18 protein-coding genes and 3 pseudogenes are annotated in these 18,368 nt (G+C 58.9%); 11 read left to right on the top strand and 10 right to left on the bottom strand.

Features of this window, described 5'->3' with window-relative positions; translation table 11 throughout:
* Positions 1-24 precede the first annotated feature (24 nt).
* The 5 genes from ACOYW1_RS30280 (at position 25) to ACOYW1_RS30260 (ending at position 3,352) form a co-directional block, all read left to right on the top strand.
* The gene (locus ACOYW1_RS30280; protein WP_180137443.1) at positions 25-369 is read left to right on the top strand and encodes an ArsR/SmtB family transcription factor; all 345 of its coding nucleotides are present in this window, start codon (positions 25-27) and stop codon (positions 367-369) included.
* A 300-nt stretch (positions 370-669) separates the two neighbouring features.
* Complete coding sequence (locus tag ACOYW1_RS30275) at positions 670-1,815, top strand: permease (RefSeq protein WP_482420891.1); 1,146 nt, start codon at positions 670-672, stop codon at positions 1,813-1,815.
* Between the two features lie 29 nt (positions 1,816-1,844).
* On the top strand, positions 1,845-2,078 hold the full coding sequence (locus tag ACOYW1_RS30270; RefSeq protein ID WP_482414466.1) for a thioredoxin family protein: 234 nt from the start codon (positions 1,845-1,847) through the stop codon (positions 2,076-2,078).
* Between the two features lie 126 nt (positions 2,079-2,204).
* Positions 2,205-2,576 (top strand): thioredoxin family protein, encoded by a 372-nt coding sequence (locus tag ACOYW1_RS30265; RefSeq protein WP_482420890.1) that lies wholly within the window; start codon positions 2,205-2,207, stop codon positions 2,574-2,576.
* 74 nt (positions 2,577-2,650) lie between these two features.
* Positions 2,651-3,352 (top strand): cytochrome c biogenesis CcdA family protein, encoded by a 702-nt coding sequence (locus ACOYW1_RS30260; protein ID WP_180137447.1) that lies wholly within the window; start codon positions 2,651-2,653, stop codon positions 3,350-3,352.
* A 270-nt stretch (positions 3,353-3,622) separates the two neighbouring features.
* Here ACOYW1_RS30260 and fabG read toward each other — a convergent pair whose 3' ends face one another.
* The 5 genes from fabG to ACOYW1_RS30235 all read right to left on the bottom strand — a co-directional run bounded on the left by fabG (position 3,623) and on the right by ACOYW1_RS30235 (position 9,900).
* Complete coding sequence (gene fabG / locus ACOYW1_RS30255) at positions 3,623-4,342, bottom strand: 3-oxoacyl-ACP reductase FabG (RefSeq protein WP_482414463.1); 720 nt, start codon at positions 4,340-4,342, stop codon at positions 3,623-3,625.
* Between the two features lie 17 nt (positions 4,343-4,359).
* Positions 4,360-5,874, bottom strand: coding sequence for an acyl CoA:acetate/3-ketoacid CoA transferase (locus tag ACOYW1_RS30250; RefSeq protein WP_482423856.1), 1,515 nt, complete (start codon positions 5,872-5,874; stop codon positions 4,360-4,362).
* 60 nt (positions 5,875-5,934) lie between these two features.
* Positions 5,935-7,290, bottom strand: a complete 1,356-nt coding sequence (locus ACOYW1_RS30245) for a GntP family permease (protein WP_482420889.1) — start codon at positions 7,288-7,290, stop codon at positions 5,935-5,937.
* A 267-nt stretch (positions 7,291-7,557) separates the two neighbouring features.
* Positions 7,558-8,070, bottom strand: coding sequence for a hypothetical protein (locus ACOYW1_RS30240; RefSeq protein WP_482420888.1), 513 nt, complete (start codon positions 8,068-8,070; stop codon positions 7,558-7,560).
* A gap of 243 nt (positions 8,071-8,313) precedes the next feature.
* Positions 8,314-9,900, bottom strand: a complete 1,587-nt coding sequence (locus tag ACOYW1_RS30235; RefSeq protein ID WP_482420887.1) for a sigma-54 interaction domain-containing protein — start codon at positions 9,898-9,900, stop codon at positions 8,314-8,316.
* Between the two features lie 510 nt (positions 9,901-10,410).
* On the opposite strand from ACOYW1_RS30235, the gene ACOYW1_RS30230 reads away from it, so the two are divergent.
* The 5 genes and pseudogenes from ACOYW1_RS30230 to ACOYW1_RS30210 all read left to right on the top strand — a co-directional run bounded on the left by ACOYW1_RS30230 (position 10,411) and on the right by ACOYW1_RS30210 (position 13,111).
* On the top strand, positions 10,411-10,734 hold the full coding sequence (locus tag ACOYW1_RS30230; protein WP_482414458.1) for a LysO family transporter: 324 nt from the start codon (positions 10,411-10,413) through the stop codon (positions 10,732-10,734).
* Positions 10,724-10,987 (top strand): LysO family transporter, encoded by a 264-nt coding sequence (locus tag ACOYW1_RS30225; RefSeq protein WP_482420886.1) that lies wholly within the window; start codon positions 10,724-10,726, stop codon positions 10,985-10,987. The genes ACOYW1_RS30230 and ACOYW1_RS30225 overlap by 11 nt, the downstream gene beginning before the upstream one ends.
* A 23-nt stretch (positions 10,988-11,010) precedes the next feature.
* Positions 11,011-11,318: pseudogene (locus ACOYW1_RS30220) on the top strand (LysO family transporter).
* Between the two features lie 55 nt (positions 11,319-11,373).
* A complete protein-coding gene (locus ACOYW1_RS30215; RefSeq protein WP_482420885.1) occupies positions 11,374-12,201 on the top strand; it encodes an AraC family ligand binding domain-containing protein in 828 nt (275 codons plus the stop codon).
* 484 nt (positions 12,202-12,685) lie between these two features.
* On the top strand, positions 12,686-13,111 hold the full coding sequence (locus ACOYW1_RS30210; RefSeq protein ID WP_482420884.1) for an AzlC family ABC transporter permease: 426 nt from the start codon (positions 12,686-12,688) through the stop codon (positions 13,109-13,111).
* 4 nt (positions 13,112-13,115) lie between these two features.
* On the opposite strand, the gene ACOYW1_RS30205 is transcribed toward ACOYW1_RS30210, so the two are convergent.
* Positions 13,116-13,298 (bottom strand): hypothetical protein, encoded by a 183-nt coding sequence (locus tag ACOYW1_RS30205; protein ID WP_482420883.1) that lies wholly within the window; start codon positions 13,296-13,298, stop codon positions 13,116-13,118.
* Between the two features lie 78 nt (positions 13,299-13,376).
* On the opposite strand from ACOYW1_RS30205, the gene ACOYW1_RS30200 reads away from it, so the two are divergent.
* Positions 13,377-13,697 (top strand): AzlD family protein, encoded by a 321-nt coding sequence (locus ACOYW1_RS30200; RefSeq protein WP_482420882.1) that lies wholly within the window; start codon positions 13,377-13,379, stop codon positions 13,695-13,697.
* Positions 13,698-13,895: 198 nt separating this feature from the next.
* On the opposite strand, the gene ACOYW1_RS30195 is transcribed toward ACOYW1_RS30200, so the two are convergent.
* The 4 genes and pseudogenes from ACOYW1_RS30195 to ACOYW1_RS30180 all read right to left on the bottom strand — a co-directional run bounded on the left by ACOYW1_RS30195 (position 13,896) and on the right by ACOYW1_RS30180 (position 18,365).
* Positions 13,896-14,705 carry an efflux transporter outer membrane subunit gene (locus ACOYW1_RS30195; RefSeq protein WP_482420881.1) on the bottom strand — a complete coding sequence of 270 codons (810 nt, stop codon included), beginning with the start codon at positions 14,703-14,705 and terminating at the stop codon, positions 13,896-13,898.
* A 19-nt stretch (positions 14,706-14,724) separates the two neighbouring features.
* Positions 14,725-15,255, bottom strand: a pseudogene (locus tag ACOYW1_RS30190) (TolC family protein); the annotation flags it as partial.
* Positions 15,256-15,297: 42 nt separating this feature from the next.
* Complete coding sequence (locus ACOYW1_RS30185) at positions 15,298-17,601, bottom strand: efflux RND transporter permease subunit (RefSeq protein WP_482420880.1); 2,304 nt, start codon at positions 17,599-17,601, stop codon at positions 15,298-15,300.
* Positions 17,562-18,365: pseudogene (locus ACOYW1_RS30180) on the bottom strand (efflux RND transporter permease subunit). The gene ACOYW1_RS30185 and the pseudogene ACOYW1_RS30180 overlap by 40 nt, the downstream one beginning before the upstream one ends.
* Between the last annotated feature and the right edge of the window lie 3 nt (positions 18,366-18,368).

Genomic DNA, 18,368 nt, shown 5'->3' with positions numbered 1-18,368 from the left:
ATATCAACCATCAGGGAGAACCCGATGAAACCGTTTATCAAAGTGATGAAAGCCCTGTCCGACCCCAGCCGGGTGAAGATCGTCAAGGCTCTGCAACATCGGTCTCTTTGCGTTTGCGAACTGAAAGAAGCCCTGGGCCTGGCCCAGTCCACGGTGAGCAAGCACCTCAAGGTCCTGGAAGAGGCCGAATTGGTGAGCTTTGAAAAGGATGGGCTCTGGGTCAATTTTCAGCTGAACCGCCAGCCGGGAAACACCTATGCCGTGGCCATGCTGGACCAGGTGAGCGACTGGCTCGAAGCCGATGCGGACATCCGGGAGATGCTGGACAGGCTCCCGGACATTGATCGGGAGTTCATCACCCGGGGCTGAGGAGTCTGCCAAATACCCATGAGTGAGTGGGGAGGGCACCGGCCCTCCCGACGATGATGGCAGCACACCGCTTCGTTATGCTGAAAGGACCTGTTTTACCCCTTGGGGCATGACAGGTTCATTCCTCCCAAAGCCCGGGGTTTTATACCGGCTCTGCGGTTTCCCGCGGGGCGGAATGGCACCAATTACATCGCCAAATGGCAATACATAGAATTATAAACCCGGCGGTCACACACGCTTCGCGTCCCTGAATTCACGGATCACCCGAGCTTAGCGTCCCCGCCACCATGGATGTCTGTTATGAAAGAACGCACCAAATTCATCTGGATCGCCGGCCTCTACCTCGCCGCCTACCTCATGCCCTGGGGCTCCCCCACCATTCGCCAGGCAGGCCTGGAGGCTTTCATGATGCTGCAGGAGTACGCCCGGCAGCACGTCCTCACCTGCCTGGTCCCGGCCTTTTTCATTGCCGGGGCCATCAGCGTCTTTGTCTCCCAGGCCTCGGTCCTGAAATACTTCGGCGCCCAGGCCAGAAAGGTTCTCGCTTATTCCGTGGCCTCTGTCTCCGGGGCCATCCTGGCGGTCTGCTCCTGCACGGTCCTGCCCCTGTTCGCCGGAATCTACGCCCGGGGGGCGGGCATCGGTCCGGCCACGGCCTTTCTCTACTCCGGGCCAGCCATCAACGTGCTGGCCATCATCCTCACGGGCCGGATCCTCGGATGGCAGATGGGCCTTGCCCGGGCCATCGGGGCCATCTGCTTTGCCCTGGTGGTGGGGGCCCCCCACGGCCTTTTCTTCCCAGCCACCGGCCCCATGCACCTTCCCGATGAAGAGGAGAACCGAAGCCTTGCCCAGAACGGAATCGTCATGGCTGTCATGGTGCTCATCCTCGTCTTTGCAGCCTTTGCCAAACCGGGCCCCGACGAAGGGGTTGTGTGGCAGACCCTTTTCGGGGTCAAATGGTACCTGACAGGGGGCCTTCTGCTTCTCCTGGCCTGGCTGCTGAAAGCCTGGTTCGACGCCGAGGAACGCACCGACTGGGTGGAATCCTCCTGGGGTTTCATGAAGCAGATCTTTCCCATGCTGGCCATCGGGGTCCTGGCCGCCGGATTCCTCCTGGGGCGCCCCGGCCACCCGGCCCTCATCCCCGAGGCGTGGATTTCGGCCCTGGTGGGCGGGAACTCCTTTTCCGCGAACCTGTTCGCCTCCCTCTCCGGCGCCCTCATGTATTTTGCCACCCTGACGGAGATCCCCATCCTCCAGGGGCTCATGGGAGCCGGCATGGGCAAGGGCCCGGCCCTGGCCCTCCTGCTTGCGGGACCGGCCCTCTCCCTGCCCAACATGATCGTCATCAGCGGCGTCATGGGCGTAAAGAAAACATCCGTCTTCGTAGCCATCGTGGTGGTGATGTCCACCCTCGCCGGCATGATCTACGGAGCCATCTGACACGTGCAAATCAATAAAAGGAAAAAACCATGATCATCAAAGTCCTCGGTCCCGGGTGCACCAAGTGCAACAAAACAGAAGCCATCGTCAAGGAAGCCGTTGCCGAAGCAGGCGTTGACGCCACTGTGGAAAAGGTCACCGACCTTCTGGCCATCGGGTCCTACGGCGTGTTCGGCACCCCGGCGGTGGTGGTGAACGAAGAGGTGAAAAGCGTGGGCAAGGTGCCCAAGAAAAAGGATGTCATCAAATGGCTCACGGCCTGATTCAGTGGCCTTGCTGCATACCTCGTCACCTGCGACCGAACCAACCGTCCGGTACTCTCGCCGCCGGTGACGAGGGGAAGACCTGTCCACACCCGCTCTGAACCACTCATCCCATGGGAGAAAACCATGAAACGACTGATTCTCGTATCAACCGCCCTGCTGTGCCTTGCCGCAACCCCGGCCCTTGCCGACACCACGCCCGCCACCGAAGTCCCGGCCAAAGGCATGGTCACCATGCTTGACCTGGGTGCCCATAAGTGCGTCCCCTGCAAAATGATGGCGCCCATCCTCGATGAACTTCAAAAGGAGTATGAAGGAAGGGCCGCCATCGTCTTCATTGATGTGTGGAAACACAAAGATGTGGCGAAAAAGTACGGTATCCGGGCCATTCCCACCCAGATTTTCTACGACAAAAGCGGAAACGAAGTGAAACGACACGTGGGGTTCATGGACAAAAAAAGCATTGAGGCGGAGTTGAAGAGCCTCGGTGTTCAGTAAACCGCGAGCCACCGCCTGCACGCCGCAGGCAAGGATGTTCAACGCAGTTTAACCATGAAAGGTAAAGCCCCCTGATGCTCTACGACCTTCTCACCACCGTCAACACCTGGATGGCCGGCACCTTCGGGCTGGCCCTTTTCGGCTGCTTTCTCTGGGGCATGATCAGTGTCATCCTCTCCCCCTGCCACATGGCCTCCATTCCCCTGATCATGGGGTACGTGGCTGGCCAGGAAAAAGCACTCCAGGCCCGGAGCGCAGCCCGATACGCCGTGGTCTTTACCCTGGGACTCTTCATCACCATCGCCCTTCTGGGCATCGCCTGCACCCTTCTGGGCCGCATGCTGGGGGACGTCAGCCCCTACTGGACCCTGCTCATGGGCGGCATCCTCATCTGGGTGGCCCTGGACATGCTCGGAGTGGAAGCCTGCGCCATGTCCGGCGGAGCCCTCTCAAAACTCCAGGTCCGGGGGCTCTTCGGGGCCTTTGTCCTGGGCCTTGCCTACGGTATTCTCTCCGGTTCCTGCACCTTCGGGTTCATGGCACCCATCCTGGCCGTCATCACCATCCAGGAAAAAATCGCCGCAGGGATCCTCCTCGTGGTCGCCTTCGGCATCGGCCACTGCGTCCCCATTGCCGTGGCGGGCTCCAGCACCGCCCTGATCCGTCGCCTCCTCACAAGCCAAAGCTTCCAGAGCGGAAGCCTGTGGTTCAAAAAAGGAGCAGGGGTCATCGTGGGGGGCCTGGGGTGCTATTTCATTGTGAGACCGTTTATTTAAGTTAAAACCATGAAAAAGCCTGCCTCCGGCGGCCAGGGGATAATCCCCTGAACCCAGGTTGCGGATGCTCCCCCTCGTTCCTCGGGGTGAAAGCATCCGCGAAGATGTTCACAAAATGCCCCCAAACCTGTTTGTCAACCGATCTAATCGGCAATGTTTGGCCCCCGGCAGGGCCGCCGGAGGCACAATCTCATTAAACAAAAAATCCCCTCCGCCGGAAACAGGGCGGAGGGGATTTCTCATAGGGGAGACTGTATGTGGGAGCGTATCTTACAGCCTCAACCCACCGTTCACCGAGAGACAATGCCCCGTGATAAAGGAGGCCTCATCCGACGCCAGGAAGAGGCAGGCGCTGGCGATCTCTTCGGGCTCACCAAGACGGCCCAGCATGGTCTTCCGGCGAATGGGGTCCAGCACTTTATCGGGAACGGTCTTCATCATCTCGGTATTGATGTATCCCGGCGCCAGGGAGTTCACCCGTACGTTGGCGCCTTTTCGGGCAAACTCTTTGGCCCAGCTTTTGGCCATGGCGATGACGCCCGCTTTTGTGGCGGCGTAATTCGTCTGACCGACGTTGCCGTACTCGCCCACCACCGATGAAATGTTCACGATGGAGCCTGTGCCCTGGTCGATCATCAGGGGTCCCACCAGCTGGGTGAGGTTAAAGACCCCTTTCAGGTTGACGTCACACACCAGGTCCCACATCTCTTCCGTCATCTTCTGAAGCAGGGCGTCCCGTGTGATACCGGCGTTGTTGATGAGCACATCGACCTTGCCGAATGTCCCCACGATGTCCTCCACAAAGGCTTTGAGGCCTTCCCGGTCGGTGACGTTGCAGGTGTATCCGAAGACGCCTTCGCAGTCGTAGTCGGGCTTGGTCATGTCCACCGCGATGACGGTGGCGCCTTCTCTTGCAAAGGTTTCTGCAATGACGCGGCCGATGCCTTGTGCGCCACCGGTGACGATGGCTGTTTTTCCACTCAATCTCATATCAACCTCCACGTGGGTTACTTGGATGGTGTGTCCAGGGTCAATCCCATGAGTCCCGGCTGAAAAATGGCCGGGTTCATGGTTTTCAGGGGCTCGGCAATGGCGGGTTTGAACCCCATGTGCCGCAGAATATCTTTTTCAAGGTCCATGCCCGGGGCGATCTCCGTTAAGGTGAGCCCCTCTGCCGTCAGTTCAAACACGGCCCGTTCGGTGACGTAGACCACCTTCTGGCCCATGCGGTGGGCATACTCACCCGAGAAGGTGACCTGTTCCACCGCCTCCAGAAACTTGCTGCCACGCCCCTCCTCCTCAATGATCAGCTTTCCATCGGCCACAGAGGTCTTCAAGCCGCCCACGGTGAAGGTGCCGCAATAGACCACTTTGCCGGCATTCTGGGAAATGTTGATAAAGCCTCCGCAGCCGGCTACTTTCGTTCCGAACCGCGAAACATTCACATCCCCTTTGCCATCGCACTGGGCCAGGCCGAGAAAGGCCACATCCAGGCCACCGCCGTCGTAAAAATCAAACTGCGCCGGTTGATCGATAATGGCCGATGGGTTGATGGCGGCCCCAAAGCTCAGGCCGCCTGCGGGCACCCCACCGATGGCCCCGGCCTCGGTGGTGAGCACCAGGTTGGTGACCCCCTCTTCATTGGCCACCATGGAGACCCCTTCGGGCATGCCGATGCCCAGATTCACGATGGCATCGGGGACCAGCTCCATGGCCGCACGGCGGGCGATGATCTTGCGTTCTCCCAGGGGCAGGGGGGGAATGCTCTTGCTGGGAATGCGGATCTCGCGAGAGTAAGCGGGGTTGTACTGCTCGGCAAAGGTCTGCATGTGCTCGCGGGGTTCTGCCTCTACAATGGCATCCACATAAATGCCCGGAATGCCCACCCGGCTGTGATCCAGGGTCCCGTTTTCCACAACCCGCTCCACCTGAAGGATCACCTTTCCCCCGGAGTTTTTGGCGGCCTGGGCAATGGCCAGCATCTCAAGGGTCAGGGCCTCCTTCTCAAAGGTGCAGTTGCCCTCACTGTCCGCATAGGTCCCGCGGATCAGGGCCACATCGATGGGCAGGGCGTGGTAGAGGAGCCACTCTTCGCCATGGATACTCACCACCTCCACGAGGTCCTCTCGGGTCACCTCATTGAGCTTGCCCCCATCCATGCGAGGGTCCACAAAGGTGTGCATGCCAACCTTGGTGAGCACCCCTGGCTTTCCGGCGGCAATCTCCCGGTAGAGATGGGAGATGGCCCCTTGGGGAAAGTTATAGGCCTCGATCTTGTTCTCAAGGGCCAGGGTTCCCAGCTTGGGGGCAAGCCCCCAATGACCGCCGATGACCCGGCGGACCAGCCCTTCGTGGCCGAAGTGGTTCAGGCCGCGCTCCTTTCCGTCGCCCTGCCCCGCTGCGTAGATCAGCGTTAAGTCCGTGGGCAACCCGGTGCTGAGAAACGCCTCCTTCACACCCCGGGACAGCGCCTCGGGGTGCATGTTTCCCACAAACCCGCCTGTGGCCGCCGTCTCCCGGATTGATCAGGACAACAGCATGGTTAGAGTTACCTGCTTAGACATCTCCATCTCCTTTGCGCTTTAAACCAAACCGGTGAGCAGGTGAAACACCATGACGCATGTCACCGCGATAAGGGGGGCGGCCACGGTCATGGCTGCCAGGTCAATATAACTCTGCTTGTGATCGAGTTTGCAGACAGACAACAGGGTGATAACGGCACCGCAATGGGGAAGGGAGTCCAGGCCGCCTGCCGCCATAATCATCACGCGGTGCAGCACCTCCGGGTGAATACCCATGGCGAGGAAATCCTTGGAGAGCACCTCAAGGGCGATGGCGGTACCGCCGGAAGCTGAGCCAACGATGCCCGCAAGAAGCGTGGTGGAGATACCGACTTTAAACAGTGAGGGGATGGCCAGGGCCACAATCCCAAGCTTCAAGGTGGTAAATGCTGCCAGGGACTTGATGACACCGCCGTATCCCACCTCGGATGCGGTGTTGAAGATGGGCAGCAGGGATCCCACAGCGCCATCGAAGATGGTCTTGTTGGACTCTCTCAGGTATCGATTCATGGAGATCAGGATGAACACAACCGCCACAGAAAGACCGATCACCACAGGCCAGGTGCCGTTTATGGCATAGCCGGCTGCGGTATACTTTGCCTTCACCGCGTCAGAGGCGAAGTAAAACTTGGTCAGGGCAAAGTTCAATATAAAAACGATGGCGATGGGTGCCATGGCCAGACCAAAGCCCGGAGCGTCCCCTTCAAGGTCCTCGAGGCCTTCGTTCAGATGGACGCCATACCCTTCTCCGGCCAGCTTGGCTTTTTTCGCACGATAGTTCAGAAAACCGGTGCCGCCAAAGAAGATGATCATGGAGCCCAGGAGCCCCAGAATGGGAGCTGCATAGATATCGGTGTCAAAATAGACCGTGGGCATGGTGTTGATGTACTGGGGAGATCCGGGAAGGGCCGTCATGGTAAACGTAAAAGCTCCCAGGGCAAGACATGCGGGGAGAAGGCGCTTGGGGACATCCGCCTCTTTAAGCAGCATGGAGCCGATGGGGTACATGGCAAAAACCACCACAAAAAGAGAGACCCCGCCGTAGGTGAGAAGGGAGGTGGCCACCACCACCGCATAGATGGCGTAGTCGGGCCCGATCTTCTCAGAGATAAAGTGGGCAATGGAACGGGCGGCTCCGGTGGCGCCCATGAGCTTGCCAAAGACAGCCCCTGCGATGAACACCGGGAAATACTTACTGATGTAGCTGGCAGCCGCAGGCATAAAGACATTGGACAGCGCAGACAAAGCGGGGATTTCGCCCGAAAGCAGTGCTGCGGTCATGGCAAGGATCGGTGCCAGAACAAGGACGGTAACACCACGATAAGCGAAGTACATTAAAGCGAACAGCGTTAGGATAATTGCGATAACTCCCAGCATATTCATGCCTCCTTCGAAATTAGCCCGGATATGTCACGAGTTGAATGCCCCCATGGTCAAGGCATCAGAGCTGCAGATGGTTCGGCTTGGCTCAAGGCTCTGATAACGCAGAAGTGGGGTGCACCCGGCTCGCCCGAAGGGTGAGAAAATTGAGCAGAAAACCGTAAATGACATGTTGTGCTTTTGAAACGCCTGATTCTTTCACGGTAACTATTCGTAACGAATTTCATTTTTTCAAATAAACCGTTTTCTCATGAACTACCCGGGTCAGGTGAGTTGCAGCAGGTATAGGATATAAAAGACAGCGAACAGCAGGCAGGTGACCATGCCCCATAACATTCCCTTCATGAAGCCAGGGCGTTTGCCGGCATGGGCCCTGTGATGCTCCGCGATGGAATCCAACCCGTCAGGGTCTCTGAATACGCTGATCAAACGATGAAGAAGGGCCACCGTGAGCAAGGCTTCCACGGTGAGCATTGCAAGGTAGGCCGCTTCAAGATTGGAGGGTAACAGATGGTCTGCAACGGTCAGCAGGCTGCATGCCATGGCCGAAGCCAGCAGCAGGTAATCGTTCTTTCCGGACGTTGCAGCGGGCGAGAGCAGATCTCTGAAGACCATATAGACAAACACCAGGGCAAGATGCAGGTATTTGTTAGGCTGAGGATAGTAAATCTGCTGGGCAAAGATCAGAACGAGAGCGCCCTTAAAAAGAAACTGAAGCCACGAAGCCTCGTGTGCAAAGTAGCGTGGAACCCATGTGGTTGATCGGAAAGACGTCATATTGTTACCTCCTGCGAACCATAAAGCAGGAAGCATGCCACCTGGAAAAGCCCCTTAGAAAAACACAAATCGTGCGATTCAAGGACCTTACAGGCATTCAATATCAATATCGACGTTCACACCCGGGAACAGCACTGTAAAGATAAGTTTACGATATCATCCCATTTCTGAAATGCGTGTTAACTTACATTTACACATACAAGCCGATCTCCCGGAGTGTAAACCAAGGTTTACACCCCCTGCTCACTTCATGCTGTACTTCTCAAGTTTTTTGTGGAGAGCCACTCTGGAGATGCCGAGATCGGCAGCGGTCTTGGTTTTATTGCCGCTGTGGAGAATCAGGCGCTCGGTGATGACCTTCCGTTCCATGTTTTCCAGAATGTACTTGAGCGGCTCCTGGCTGGCGTTGATATTGCCGCCCCTCAAAAAATGGGGCAGGTGCCACGGCTGAATCAACTCTTCTCCCTCCATAATATGGTAGGCTCGCTCCACAACATTCTTCAGCTCCCGGATATTCCCCGGCCACGAATAGGCCTGAAGAAGGCAGCTCGCCTTTGGGGAGACCCCTTTAACCCCCCGTTTCATCTTTCGGTTCAGGGCGCAGATGGCATGGCCCGCGATGAGCTCAATGTCTTCCCGCCGCCTTTTCAAAGGAGGGATGGTTAAGGTGAACACGTTGAGGCGGTAGAGGAGGTCTTCCCGAAACGTCTTCTTCTCCACCATCTCGGAAAGATTTTTGTTGGTGGCGGCAATCACGCGCACATCCACCTGTTTGGGCCGACTTGCGCCGATGTGCTCCACTTCCCCTTCCTGGAGCACTCGCAGGATCTTGGCCTGCATCTGAAGCGGCATGTCACCGATCTCATCCAAAAAAATGGTGCCGTTGTTGGCCAGCTCAAACTTGCCCAGTTTCGTACTGGCCGCTCCGGTGAATGCCCCCTTTTCATGACCGAAGAGCTCCGACTCCAGAAGGTTTTCAGGAATGGCAGCGCAGTTGACCCTGATAAAGGGCTGAAAAGATCGGGGGGACTCCTGATGGATGGCATGGGCGAAGAGTTCTTTGCCCGTTCCGCTCTCCCCGAGAATCAAAACGTTGGAGTCTGATTGGGCGATGACGCGAGCATGATTCTTCAATGACTCCATGCGTGCGTTACGCGTGAAGATCACATCCATGCAATACCTTGCCTTATGAAGCTTGGAGATCTCATTTCGATACCGGTTCAGCTCTTTTTCCATGGTCTTGAGCTTCTTATTGATCTCGCCCAGTTCATCCACATCCTGGAAGATCACCTTGCCCACAACCCCGGCAAGCTTGCCGTCCACCGTATAAGGAATGCGGGAGGCGACCATGTGGTTGCCCTGTATCCGCTGGATATCGTTGAGTTCTGCCACTCCTGTCCTGGCGACAATATGAAGGCGCGTGTTCTCCACCACCTCGGTGACGTGTTTGCCCACCACCTCCTGGTCTCTGACTCCCAGAAAGCCTTTGTAGGCATTGGACATCATGGTGATGTGCCCATGGGCATCGGTGACCACCAGCCCGTCATAAGCCGTTTCAAGAATTTGCTTGAGCAGGGATGTCTCCCGCTGACACGCTTCAAACTGCCGGGATAATTCACCCGCCTGGCTGACATCCTCAACGAGGACCACTACCCTGTCGGGATGACCCTTGGACGCCATGGGGATTACGGAGACCTCATACGTCAAATCACCCAGCATGGCTGTGGCGTTTTTGTCTTCCCCTTCTGCAATGGCATCATCCACACCAAGCTTTGAGAGAAAATCACCGGCTTTTTCATGGGAATTGTAACCGGCAGAGCCTGAAATCAAGTAATGCGCACTCGTATTCAGGCAAAGAAATTCCTTTTTCTTGTTCATCAAAAAAACAGCATTTGAGATGGTATCGAGAATATGGTTCAGGGTATCTGGCTGGTTTGCGACGGCTCTCCCACGGTCAAAACCTCCTTCTTTTCATAAACTTAATATCATCCAGAGTAAGGCTGCCAATCGCATAAAGCGGTTAATCTGCAACGGAGTTTTGTCAATCCCACTGTGTTTATGAAAAAACAGCGTACACCATCGAGTAAGGAATTTCAGGCCAATAAATGACACGACATAAAAAAACAGAACTTAGCAATGTGATACATCTCAGAGGCGCTTGAAACCGGTTCTGTAGATCCACCTTGAAATCAAGCTATTTGGTTGACATTCCCCGGAGCTTCTTCTATATCCGCAGATGCGGTGACGGCGTGATTTCAGCAGGCGCCGCCCGGTGTAATAGTCGCAGAGAAGGCCACCGACCGGCAGGCGTGGTTCCTCGCATGATTTTTGGAGTGGGTTATGGTTGAAATTCTCGTCATCATGGCAGCAGGCATGCTCATCGGCTACCTGCTGCGCCGGAAAAAAGCTCTTTTTCCCATCCTTGACCGCATCGTCATGGCGGTCATCTTTCTCCTTCTCTTTGTCCTGGGGATCTCCGTGGGATTGAACGAGACCGTGGTAAGCAGCATCCACATGATCGGCGTGAAAGCCGTGGTCCTCACCTCAGGGGCGGTTTTCGGCAGCGTCCTGTGCTGCGCCCTGGCCTACCGCTTTTTCTTCGCCGACACCTTTGCACATGCCGCATCCGAATCAGCCGACAAGGAGGTGCCCCATGAAGGGTAGCCTCACCATCCTCTGCTGCTTTATCGCCGGGGTCCTGGCCGGGCTCTTTGCCGAGCTTCCCGCCTGGGTCACCGAATCGGACCTCACCCTCTGGGTCCTTTATGCCCTCATCTTTTTTGTGGGCATCGGCATCGGGGGCGACGCCACCACCTTTTCCGTGCTGAAAAAGAGCAACGTCCGCATCTTTCTCATCCCTGGCGCCATCATCTGCTCAAAGTCCTGGCCGGGGCCGCCGGGGCCGCCGTCTTTCTGACAGGCGTCTCCGTCAAAGACGCCATGGCCATCGGGTCGGGCCTGGGCTACTACAGCCTCTCCTCCATCTACATCACCGAGATGCGCGGGGAGACCCTGGGCACCATTGCCCTGCTCTCCAACATCCTGCGGGAGATCTTCACCCTGCTAGCGCTTTGCTGGCGTGGTTCGGCAGGACCGCCCCCATTGCCTCGGCAGGGGCCACGGCCATGGACACAACCCTTCCCATCATCACCCTGAACTCCGGCAAGGACTTCGCCATTCTCGCCCTGTTCAGCGGTGTGGTCCTGACCATTGCCGTGCCCATTCTGGTGACCTTTATCCTGACGTAACGGATAGGCACAATTTCCCTTGCGATTACGGCCCAGTGGTGCTGACATAAAGGCCATGGCAAAAAAGACAAAAGACGACATACGGATCATCCGGCCCGAACAGCTTCCCGCGGTGGAGCTGCTCACCGGACGGATCCACGATCACGCCTACCGCCCCCACGCCCACGAGGAGTATGCCATCGGCGTGGTGGAAGCCGGTGTCCAGAGGTACCGGGAACCCGGGGGGACCTACCCCGCCCCGGCAGGGACCCTCTACACCCTCAACCCCGGGGACGTCCACGCCGGGGAAGCAGCCACCGAGGCGGGCTATCACTACCGCCTCGCCTATGTGCCGGAAGACCTCCTCCACAGCTACCTGGAGATCGAGCCAGGGGCCTTTCCAAGCCACCCCCACTTCCGGCAGCGCCTGACACAGGACCCCGCCCTGGCCCGGGAATTCCACCGAGTGCTGGCCTCCCTGACCAATCCCGCCACCTGCCGCGTCAAGGCAGAATCCGAGCTGGTGCTCACCCTGCGCGCCCTGTTCCACCGACACGGTGAGCTGGCCCCAAAGGAGCTCCCCGACGCCGGAGCCCATGCCATCCGCCGGGTCAAGGAGTACATCAAGCAGCGCGCGGCCGAGCCCATCACCCTCACGGAGATGGCTGAACAGGCCGGGCTCTCCCGGTACCACTTCATCCGTGTCTTCAAAAAACACACGGGCCTCGCCCCCCACGCCTACCTCACCCAGGTCCGGGTCTTCCAGGCCAAGGCCGCCATCGAATCCGGCCTCGCCCTGGCCGATGCGGCCCTTGCCTCGGGCTTTGCCGACCAGAGCCACATGACCCGTTCCTTCAAGGCCATCTTCGGCATCACCCCCGGCAAGGTGCAGAAACACCACTGAGAATAAGACCAAAGCGTGCCTCCGGCGGCAAGGTGGGGGCACCTTGAAACCCTATGGCGAATGCATGATGGCAGCCATTCGGCCTGCGTTATCGGGGCATTCGCGTGATGTGTGACATTTGGCAACCGTCTTTGAAAAAGAGGCCCATATCATTCTTCGAAAAAACACGATCCAGAACGTTTGTGATTCGCGAGTTTTTCATCATCATATCCAGGCTCTGCCGAACATGTCGGAATTGTTTCGGCGGAGCCTATGAATGATTACTTGAGACCTGTTTATCAAACTTTTTAAAAGTTTGGCCCCCGGCAGGGCCGCCGGAGGCTTTTTTGATTTGAATAGTTACCTTAGAAAGCACAATCAAAAAAGCGACCGCAATTTTGTTCAAGCCACCGGATGACAGTGCGGCTAAGCTTGCCGGGTAAACCTTCCGGGCGGCCCTGGGACGGCCCGGCCTCTTATCCACGTTTTTTGCAGGATGTTGATCATGTCGCGATTTTATGAAGGATGCAGAGATGCGCTGCCCGTGTCGGTGAGTGTGCTGGCCTACGGCAGCGTGCTGGGGGTGCTGGCCGCCAGGAAAGGGGTCTCCCTGGCCCAGCTTGCCGTCATGAACACCGCCGTCTTTGCCGGGACAGCCCAGTTTGTGATGCTGGAGATGTGGCAGGACCACCTGCCCCTCATTGAAATAACCCTTGCCGTTCTGGTGATGAACCTGAGGTATCTTCTTGTGGGCGCTTCCCTGCGTTCCCTCTTTGCCGGGAAACCCCTCTGGAAAAAGCTGGCCTTCATGCACCTGGTGGCCGATGAGAACTGGGCCATGACCATGGCCGCCCAGCGGCGGGGCGAGGCGTCCGTGGGGCATCTTTTCGGCGGCGGGCTTGCGCCACCTTCTGGAGTGCCGGGACTCTGATGGGTCACACCATGGGAGCGGCCATCTCCAACCCCGAGGCCTTTGCCCTGGACTTTGCCTTCATCGCCGTGTTCCTGGCCCTGGTGGTGGGGCTCTGGCGCGGGGCCCGCAGCGACCTTTTCCCCTGGCTCGTGGCCGCGGCGGCGGCCATCGCCTGCGAGAGGCTCTTTCCCGGCAAGTGGTACATCCTGGCGACTGTCCAGCGTTCCTCGGCCGCCGCCCTCACCGGACTCAAGCCCACAACGACACTCCTAGGGAGCCGCCCATGCCTGAGGTCACCATCCCCCAAGCCCTGGCCCCCTGGGTTGCCATCGCCCTGGCCGCCCTTGTCACCTACAGCCTCCGCACCGGCGGCCTCTTTGTCTCCCAATGGCTGCCCGAAACCGGGCCCATGCGCCGGTTCCTGGATGCCCTCCCCGGCACCCTGCTCCTCTCCCTGGTGGCCCCGGGCCTGGCCTCGGCAGGCCTCTCCGGCCTGGTGGCCGGGGGCGCTGTGGTGGGGGTCACCGTCAAAACCGGCAACGCCTTCCTTGCCATGGTGGCGGGCACCGCCATCGTGGCCGGGTTCAGGGCCCTGGGCATCTGATCGAAAAAGGCCTGCCTCCGGCGGTGAGGTGAGCCACCTCAAGAGCTTATTGCCGGAGGCAAGCTGAGCCGTTACACAAAAAAAAACGTTTGCCGCCCCCGGAAAACCGGGGACGGCAAACGTCTTATCGACAAGGAGATGTCGTATTCATGAATGCCGCTGCGGGTGCAGCGGCATTTTTTTATCGCTGCGCCTTGGTTATGAAGTCGCTTTCGCCTGCTCTTCAAGCCCTCCGCCCAGGACCTTGTAGAGGCTGACCCTGTTGGCCAGCTCCTGGCGCTGCAGGTCGATGAGGGTGGTCTGGGAGGCAAACAGGGAGCGCTGGGCGTCCAGGACGCTCAGGAAAGAGTCCACCCCTTCGGTGTAGCGCCTCAGGGAGAGGTCGTAGGCCTCCTGGCTTGCCTGAACCAGCATCCCCTGGGCCTCCAGCTGGCGCCCCAAAGTCTCCCGGGCTGCCAGGGCGTCGGCCACCTCTTTAAAGGCCACCTGCAGGGTTTTCTCATAATTCACCACGGCAATCTCCTGATCAATCTTCGCGGCTTTAAGCAGGGCTTTGTTCCGCCCGCCGTTGAAGATGGGAATGGAGATGGAGGGCCCAAGGCCCCAGGCACCGGCGTCCGAGGAGGAGAAGAGGTCCCCCAGGTCCGTGCTGGAGTAGCCGAGGCTGCCGGTGAGGGCAATGCGCGGATAAAAAGCAGCCCGCGCAGCGCCGATATTGGCGCCTGCCGCCTTCAGGGAAAACTCGGCCTGGAGGATATCCGGTCGATTCAGCAGCACCTCGGAGGAGAGCCCCACGGGGATCTCATCCATAACCGCCGATTTTTCGAGGTTTGCCGCCATGGGGATCCCTTCCAGATTCCGGGTCCCCAGGATCAGCACCAGGGCGTTCTTGTCCAGCTGGACCAGCCGGGTGTACAGCACCGTGTTTACCCGGGCGGACTCCAGGGCGATGCGTGCCTGGGAGAGATCCTGGCGGGTGGCCACGCCGTTCCGATAGCTGTCGACCAACAGCCAGGCAGGTCTGGCGACGCGTCTCCAGGGACTCCTTGGAGAGCGTCAGGGTCTCCATGTCGCTGGTGAGCTGCAGGTAGGCATTGGCCGCCTGGGCGATGAGCGAGATGGTGATGCTTTTCCTGGCCTCTTCGGTGGCCAGGTAGTTATTCAGGGCCACCTGGCTCAGGTTGTCCACCCGACCAAACAGGTCAAGCTCATAGGCGGGCATGGCCAGGCCGGCGGTGTAGGTTTCAGTGGTATTGCCGCCAAAATCCTTTTTGTACTCACCTAACTCGTCGTTGATCTCCGGCAGGAGCTTGGAGCGCTCGATGCGGTAGAGGGCCTGGGTTTTCTGGACGTTCAGGGCCGCGGTCTTCAGGTCCCGATTGTTGGCCAGGGCGGTCTCCACCACCTGCTGCAGGGCAGGGGACTGGAAAAAGCTCCGCCAGGGGATGTCGCTGGCAAGGCCTTGATACCAACTCGAGGCGTTCTCCGAACCCAGGACCAGCTTTGTGCTCACCGAGTCCGGGCGCTTGTATGTCGGGGCCAGGGAGCAGCCCGACATCATCAGGGCCCCGGCCAGCACAACGGTTGCAATTCGTTTCATTTACTTCACCTCACCCTCGCCCAGCTCCAGGGCAGGCTTCTTTTTTCCTTTTAATGACGAGACACGCTCGACGAGAACGAAAAACAGGGGCACGAAGTAGATGGCCAGGAAGGTGGCCCCAAACATGCCGCCGATGATGGCCAGGCCGATGGCGTTCTGGCTGGCCGCCCCCGCCCCGCTGGACTTGGCCAGGGGGAGCACCCCGAGAACAAAGGCCATGGAGGTCATGATGATGGGTCGGAAACGCAGCTTGAACGACTCCAGGGCCGCTTCCATCAAGGGTGTGCCTGATTCGTAGAGTTCCTTGGCGAACTCCACGATGAGGATGGCGTTTTTCGCACACAGGCCCACGGTGGTCAAAAGGGCCACCTGAAAGTAGACGTCGTTGCTCAGGCCAAAGGCCAGGGCAGCCACAACCGACCCCACGACCCCCAGAGGCAGGGCCAGGAGTACGGAGAAGGGGATGGACCAACTCTCGTACAGGGCCGCCAGGCTCAGGAACACGATGATGATGGAGATGGCATACAGCGCAGGGCCCTGGGACCCGGAGAGCTTCTCCTCATAGGAGGTGGTGGACCAGGCGTACCCGATGCCCTCGGGAAGCTCTTCGGCCAGTTTTTCCATCTCGGCCATGGCCTCACCCGTGGAGACGCCGGGGGCGTTGGCCCCCTGGATGTTGATGGAGGAGTATCCGTTGAACCGCTCCAGTCGGGGAGACCCGTAGGTCCAGTATCCCGTGGAAAAGGAGGTGAACGGCACCATCTTGCCCTGGCTGTTTTTAACGTACCACTTGTCGATGTCCGAAGGCTGCATGCGGTCTTCGGCCTGCCCCTGGACATAGACTTTTTTCACGCGGCCGTTGTCCATGAAGTCGTTGACGTACGCCGAGCCCCAGGCCGTCTGAAGGCTGGCGTTGATCTCGCCGATGGACAGGCCCAGTGCCCGAGCCTTTTCCATATCCAGCTCAATCTTGTACATGGGCACGTCGTCCAGGCCGTTGGGCCGTACACCCACCAGTTTCGGGTTCTGACGGGCCTTGGAGAGCAGCTGGTCCCGGGCCTCCATGAGTTTTTCATGCCCGGCCCCCACGTAGTCGATGAGCTGGAGGTCAAAGCCGGAAGCGTTACCAAGGTCGATAATGGCCGGCGGGAAAAAGGCGAAGATCATGGCGTCCTTCACCTGGGACATGGCCTGGGTGATCTGCCCGGCAATCTCCATCACCGTCATGTCCCTGTCTTCCCAGTCCTTGAGGTTGACAAAGGAGATGGCGGTGTTCTGGCCGTAGCCGGAGAAGCTGTACCCCACCACGGTCATGTACTCCCGGAACTGATCGGCCAGGTTGGCGTCCATGTAATCGGTGTACTTCTTCAGGGCCGTGGCGGTACGCGCCGCCGTGGCCGAAGCCGGAGTGGACACCTGGACGATGAGCACGCCCTGGTCTTCGTCCGGCAGGAAACCGGTGGGAATGCGCACGAACAGCACCCCGAGCCCCACAAAAATCATGAGGTAGACCGCCATGGAACGTTTCCAGTTGCGGGCGATGCGGCCCGAAGCCATGTGGCTGCCCCCCCGGGCCTTGTTGAACACCCGGTTGAACCAACCGAAAAAGCCGGTGGTTTTCTCACCATGCCCGGCGGCCACCGGTTTGAGGATGGTTGCGCAGAGGACAGGGGTCAGAATCAGGGCCACGATCACCGAAAAGGTCATGGCCGCCACGATGGTCAGGGAGAACTGACGGTAGATGGCCCCTGCCGATCCGGAGAAGAAGGCCATGGGGATAAACACGGCGGACAGCACCATGCCGATGCCCACCAGGGCGCCGGTGATCTGGTCCATGGATTTCCGGGTGGCCTCCAGGGGCGAGAGCCCCTCTTCGGCCATGACGCGCTCCACGTTCTCCACCACCACGATGGCATCGTCCACCAGCAGGCCGATGGCAAGAACCATGGCAAACATGGTGAGGGTGTTGATGGTGAACCCGAACAGGTGCAGGGTGGCAAAGGTACCCAGCAAAACCACCGGCACCGCCAGGGTGGGGATGAGGGTGGCCCTGAAGTTCTGCAGGAACAGCAGCATCACGAAAAAGACGAGGACAATGGCCTCCAGAAGGGTGTGGACCACGGACTCGATGGAGATCTCCACAAAGGGCGTCGTGTCATAGGGAAAGGAGTAGCTCACCCCGTCCGGCAGGTACTCGGAGAGCTCGGCCAGCTTATCCTTTACCCGCTTTGCCGTATCCAGGGCGTTGGCCCCGGTGGCCAGGCTCACGCCAAAGGCCGCTGCGGGCACCCCGTTGCGTTCCACCAGGCGTAGGTTTCCTCCCCCAGGGAAATGGTGGAGACGTCCTTCAGACGCACCTGGGAACCGTCCTCATTGACGCGCAGGATAATATCCCGGAACTGGTCCGCGGTTTTGAGCCGGGACTGGGCCAGGATGGTGGCGTTGATCTCCTGCCCTTCCACCGCAGGCGCCGATGGCCGCCCGCCACATCAGGGTTGTCTTTGATGGTCCTGCAGCACCTCATTGGTGGAGATGTTGTAGGAGTAGAGACGGTCCGGGTCCAGCCACACCCGCATGGCGTAGGGCGAGCCAAAGGTGCTCACCGATCCCACGCCCTTGACGCGGGAGATGGGGTCCTGGATGCGGGAGGCCACCAGGTCGGCCAGGTAGGTCTGGTCGATATCCGGGTTGGTGGAATGAAAACTGGTCACGAACAGAAAAGAGGTGGACGCTTTTTCCACCACCACCCCCTGGGACTGAACCGCAGAAGGGAGCTGGGGCATGGCGGTCTGCACCTTGTTCTGAACCTGGACCTGGGCGATGTCCGGGTCGGTGCCCGGCTCCAGGGTCACCTTGATCTCCACCTTGCCTGTGGCGTCGGAGGAGGAGCTGAAGTACCGGAGGTTGTCGATGCCGGTGAGCTGCTGCTCAATAACCTGGGTTACCGAGTTCTGAACCGTGTCCGCGGAAGCCCCCGGGTAAAAGGTGCTCACGGAGATCTGTGGCGGTGCCAGTGTGGGGTATTGTTCCACCGGCATCTGCGGAATGGACAAAACCCCTGCCAGCATGAT

This window comes from Desulfoluna sp. CYM3A, from assembly GCF_056829965.1.
This window is presented reverse-complemented; position numbering and strand designations above follow the sequence as displayed.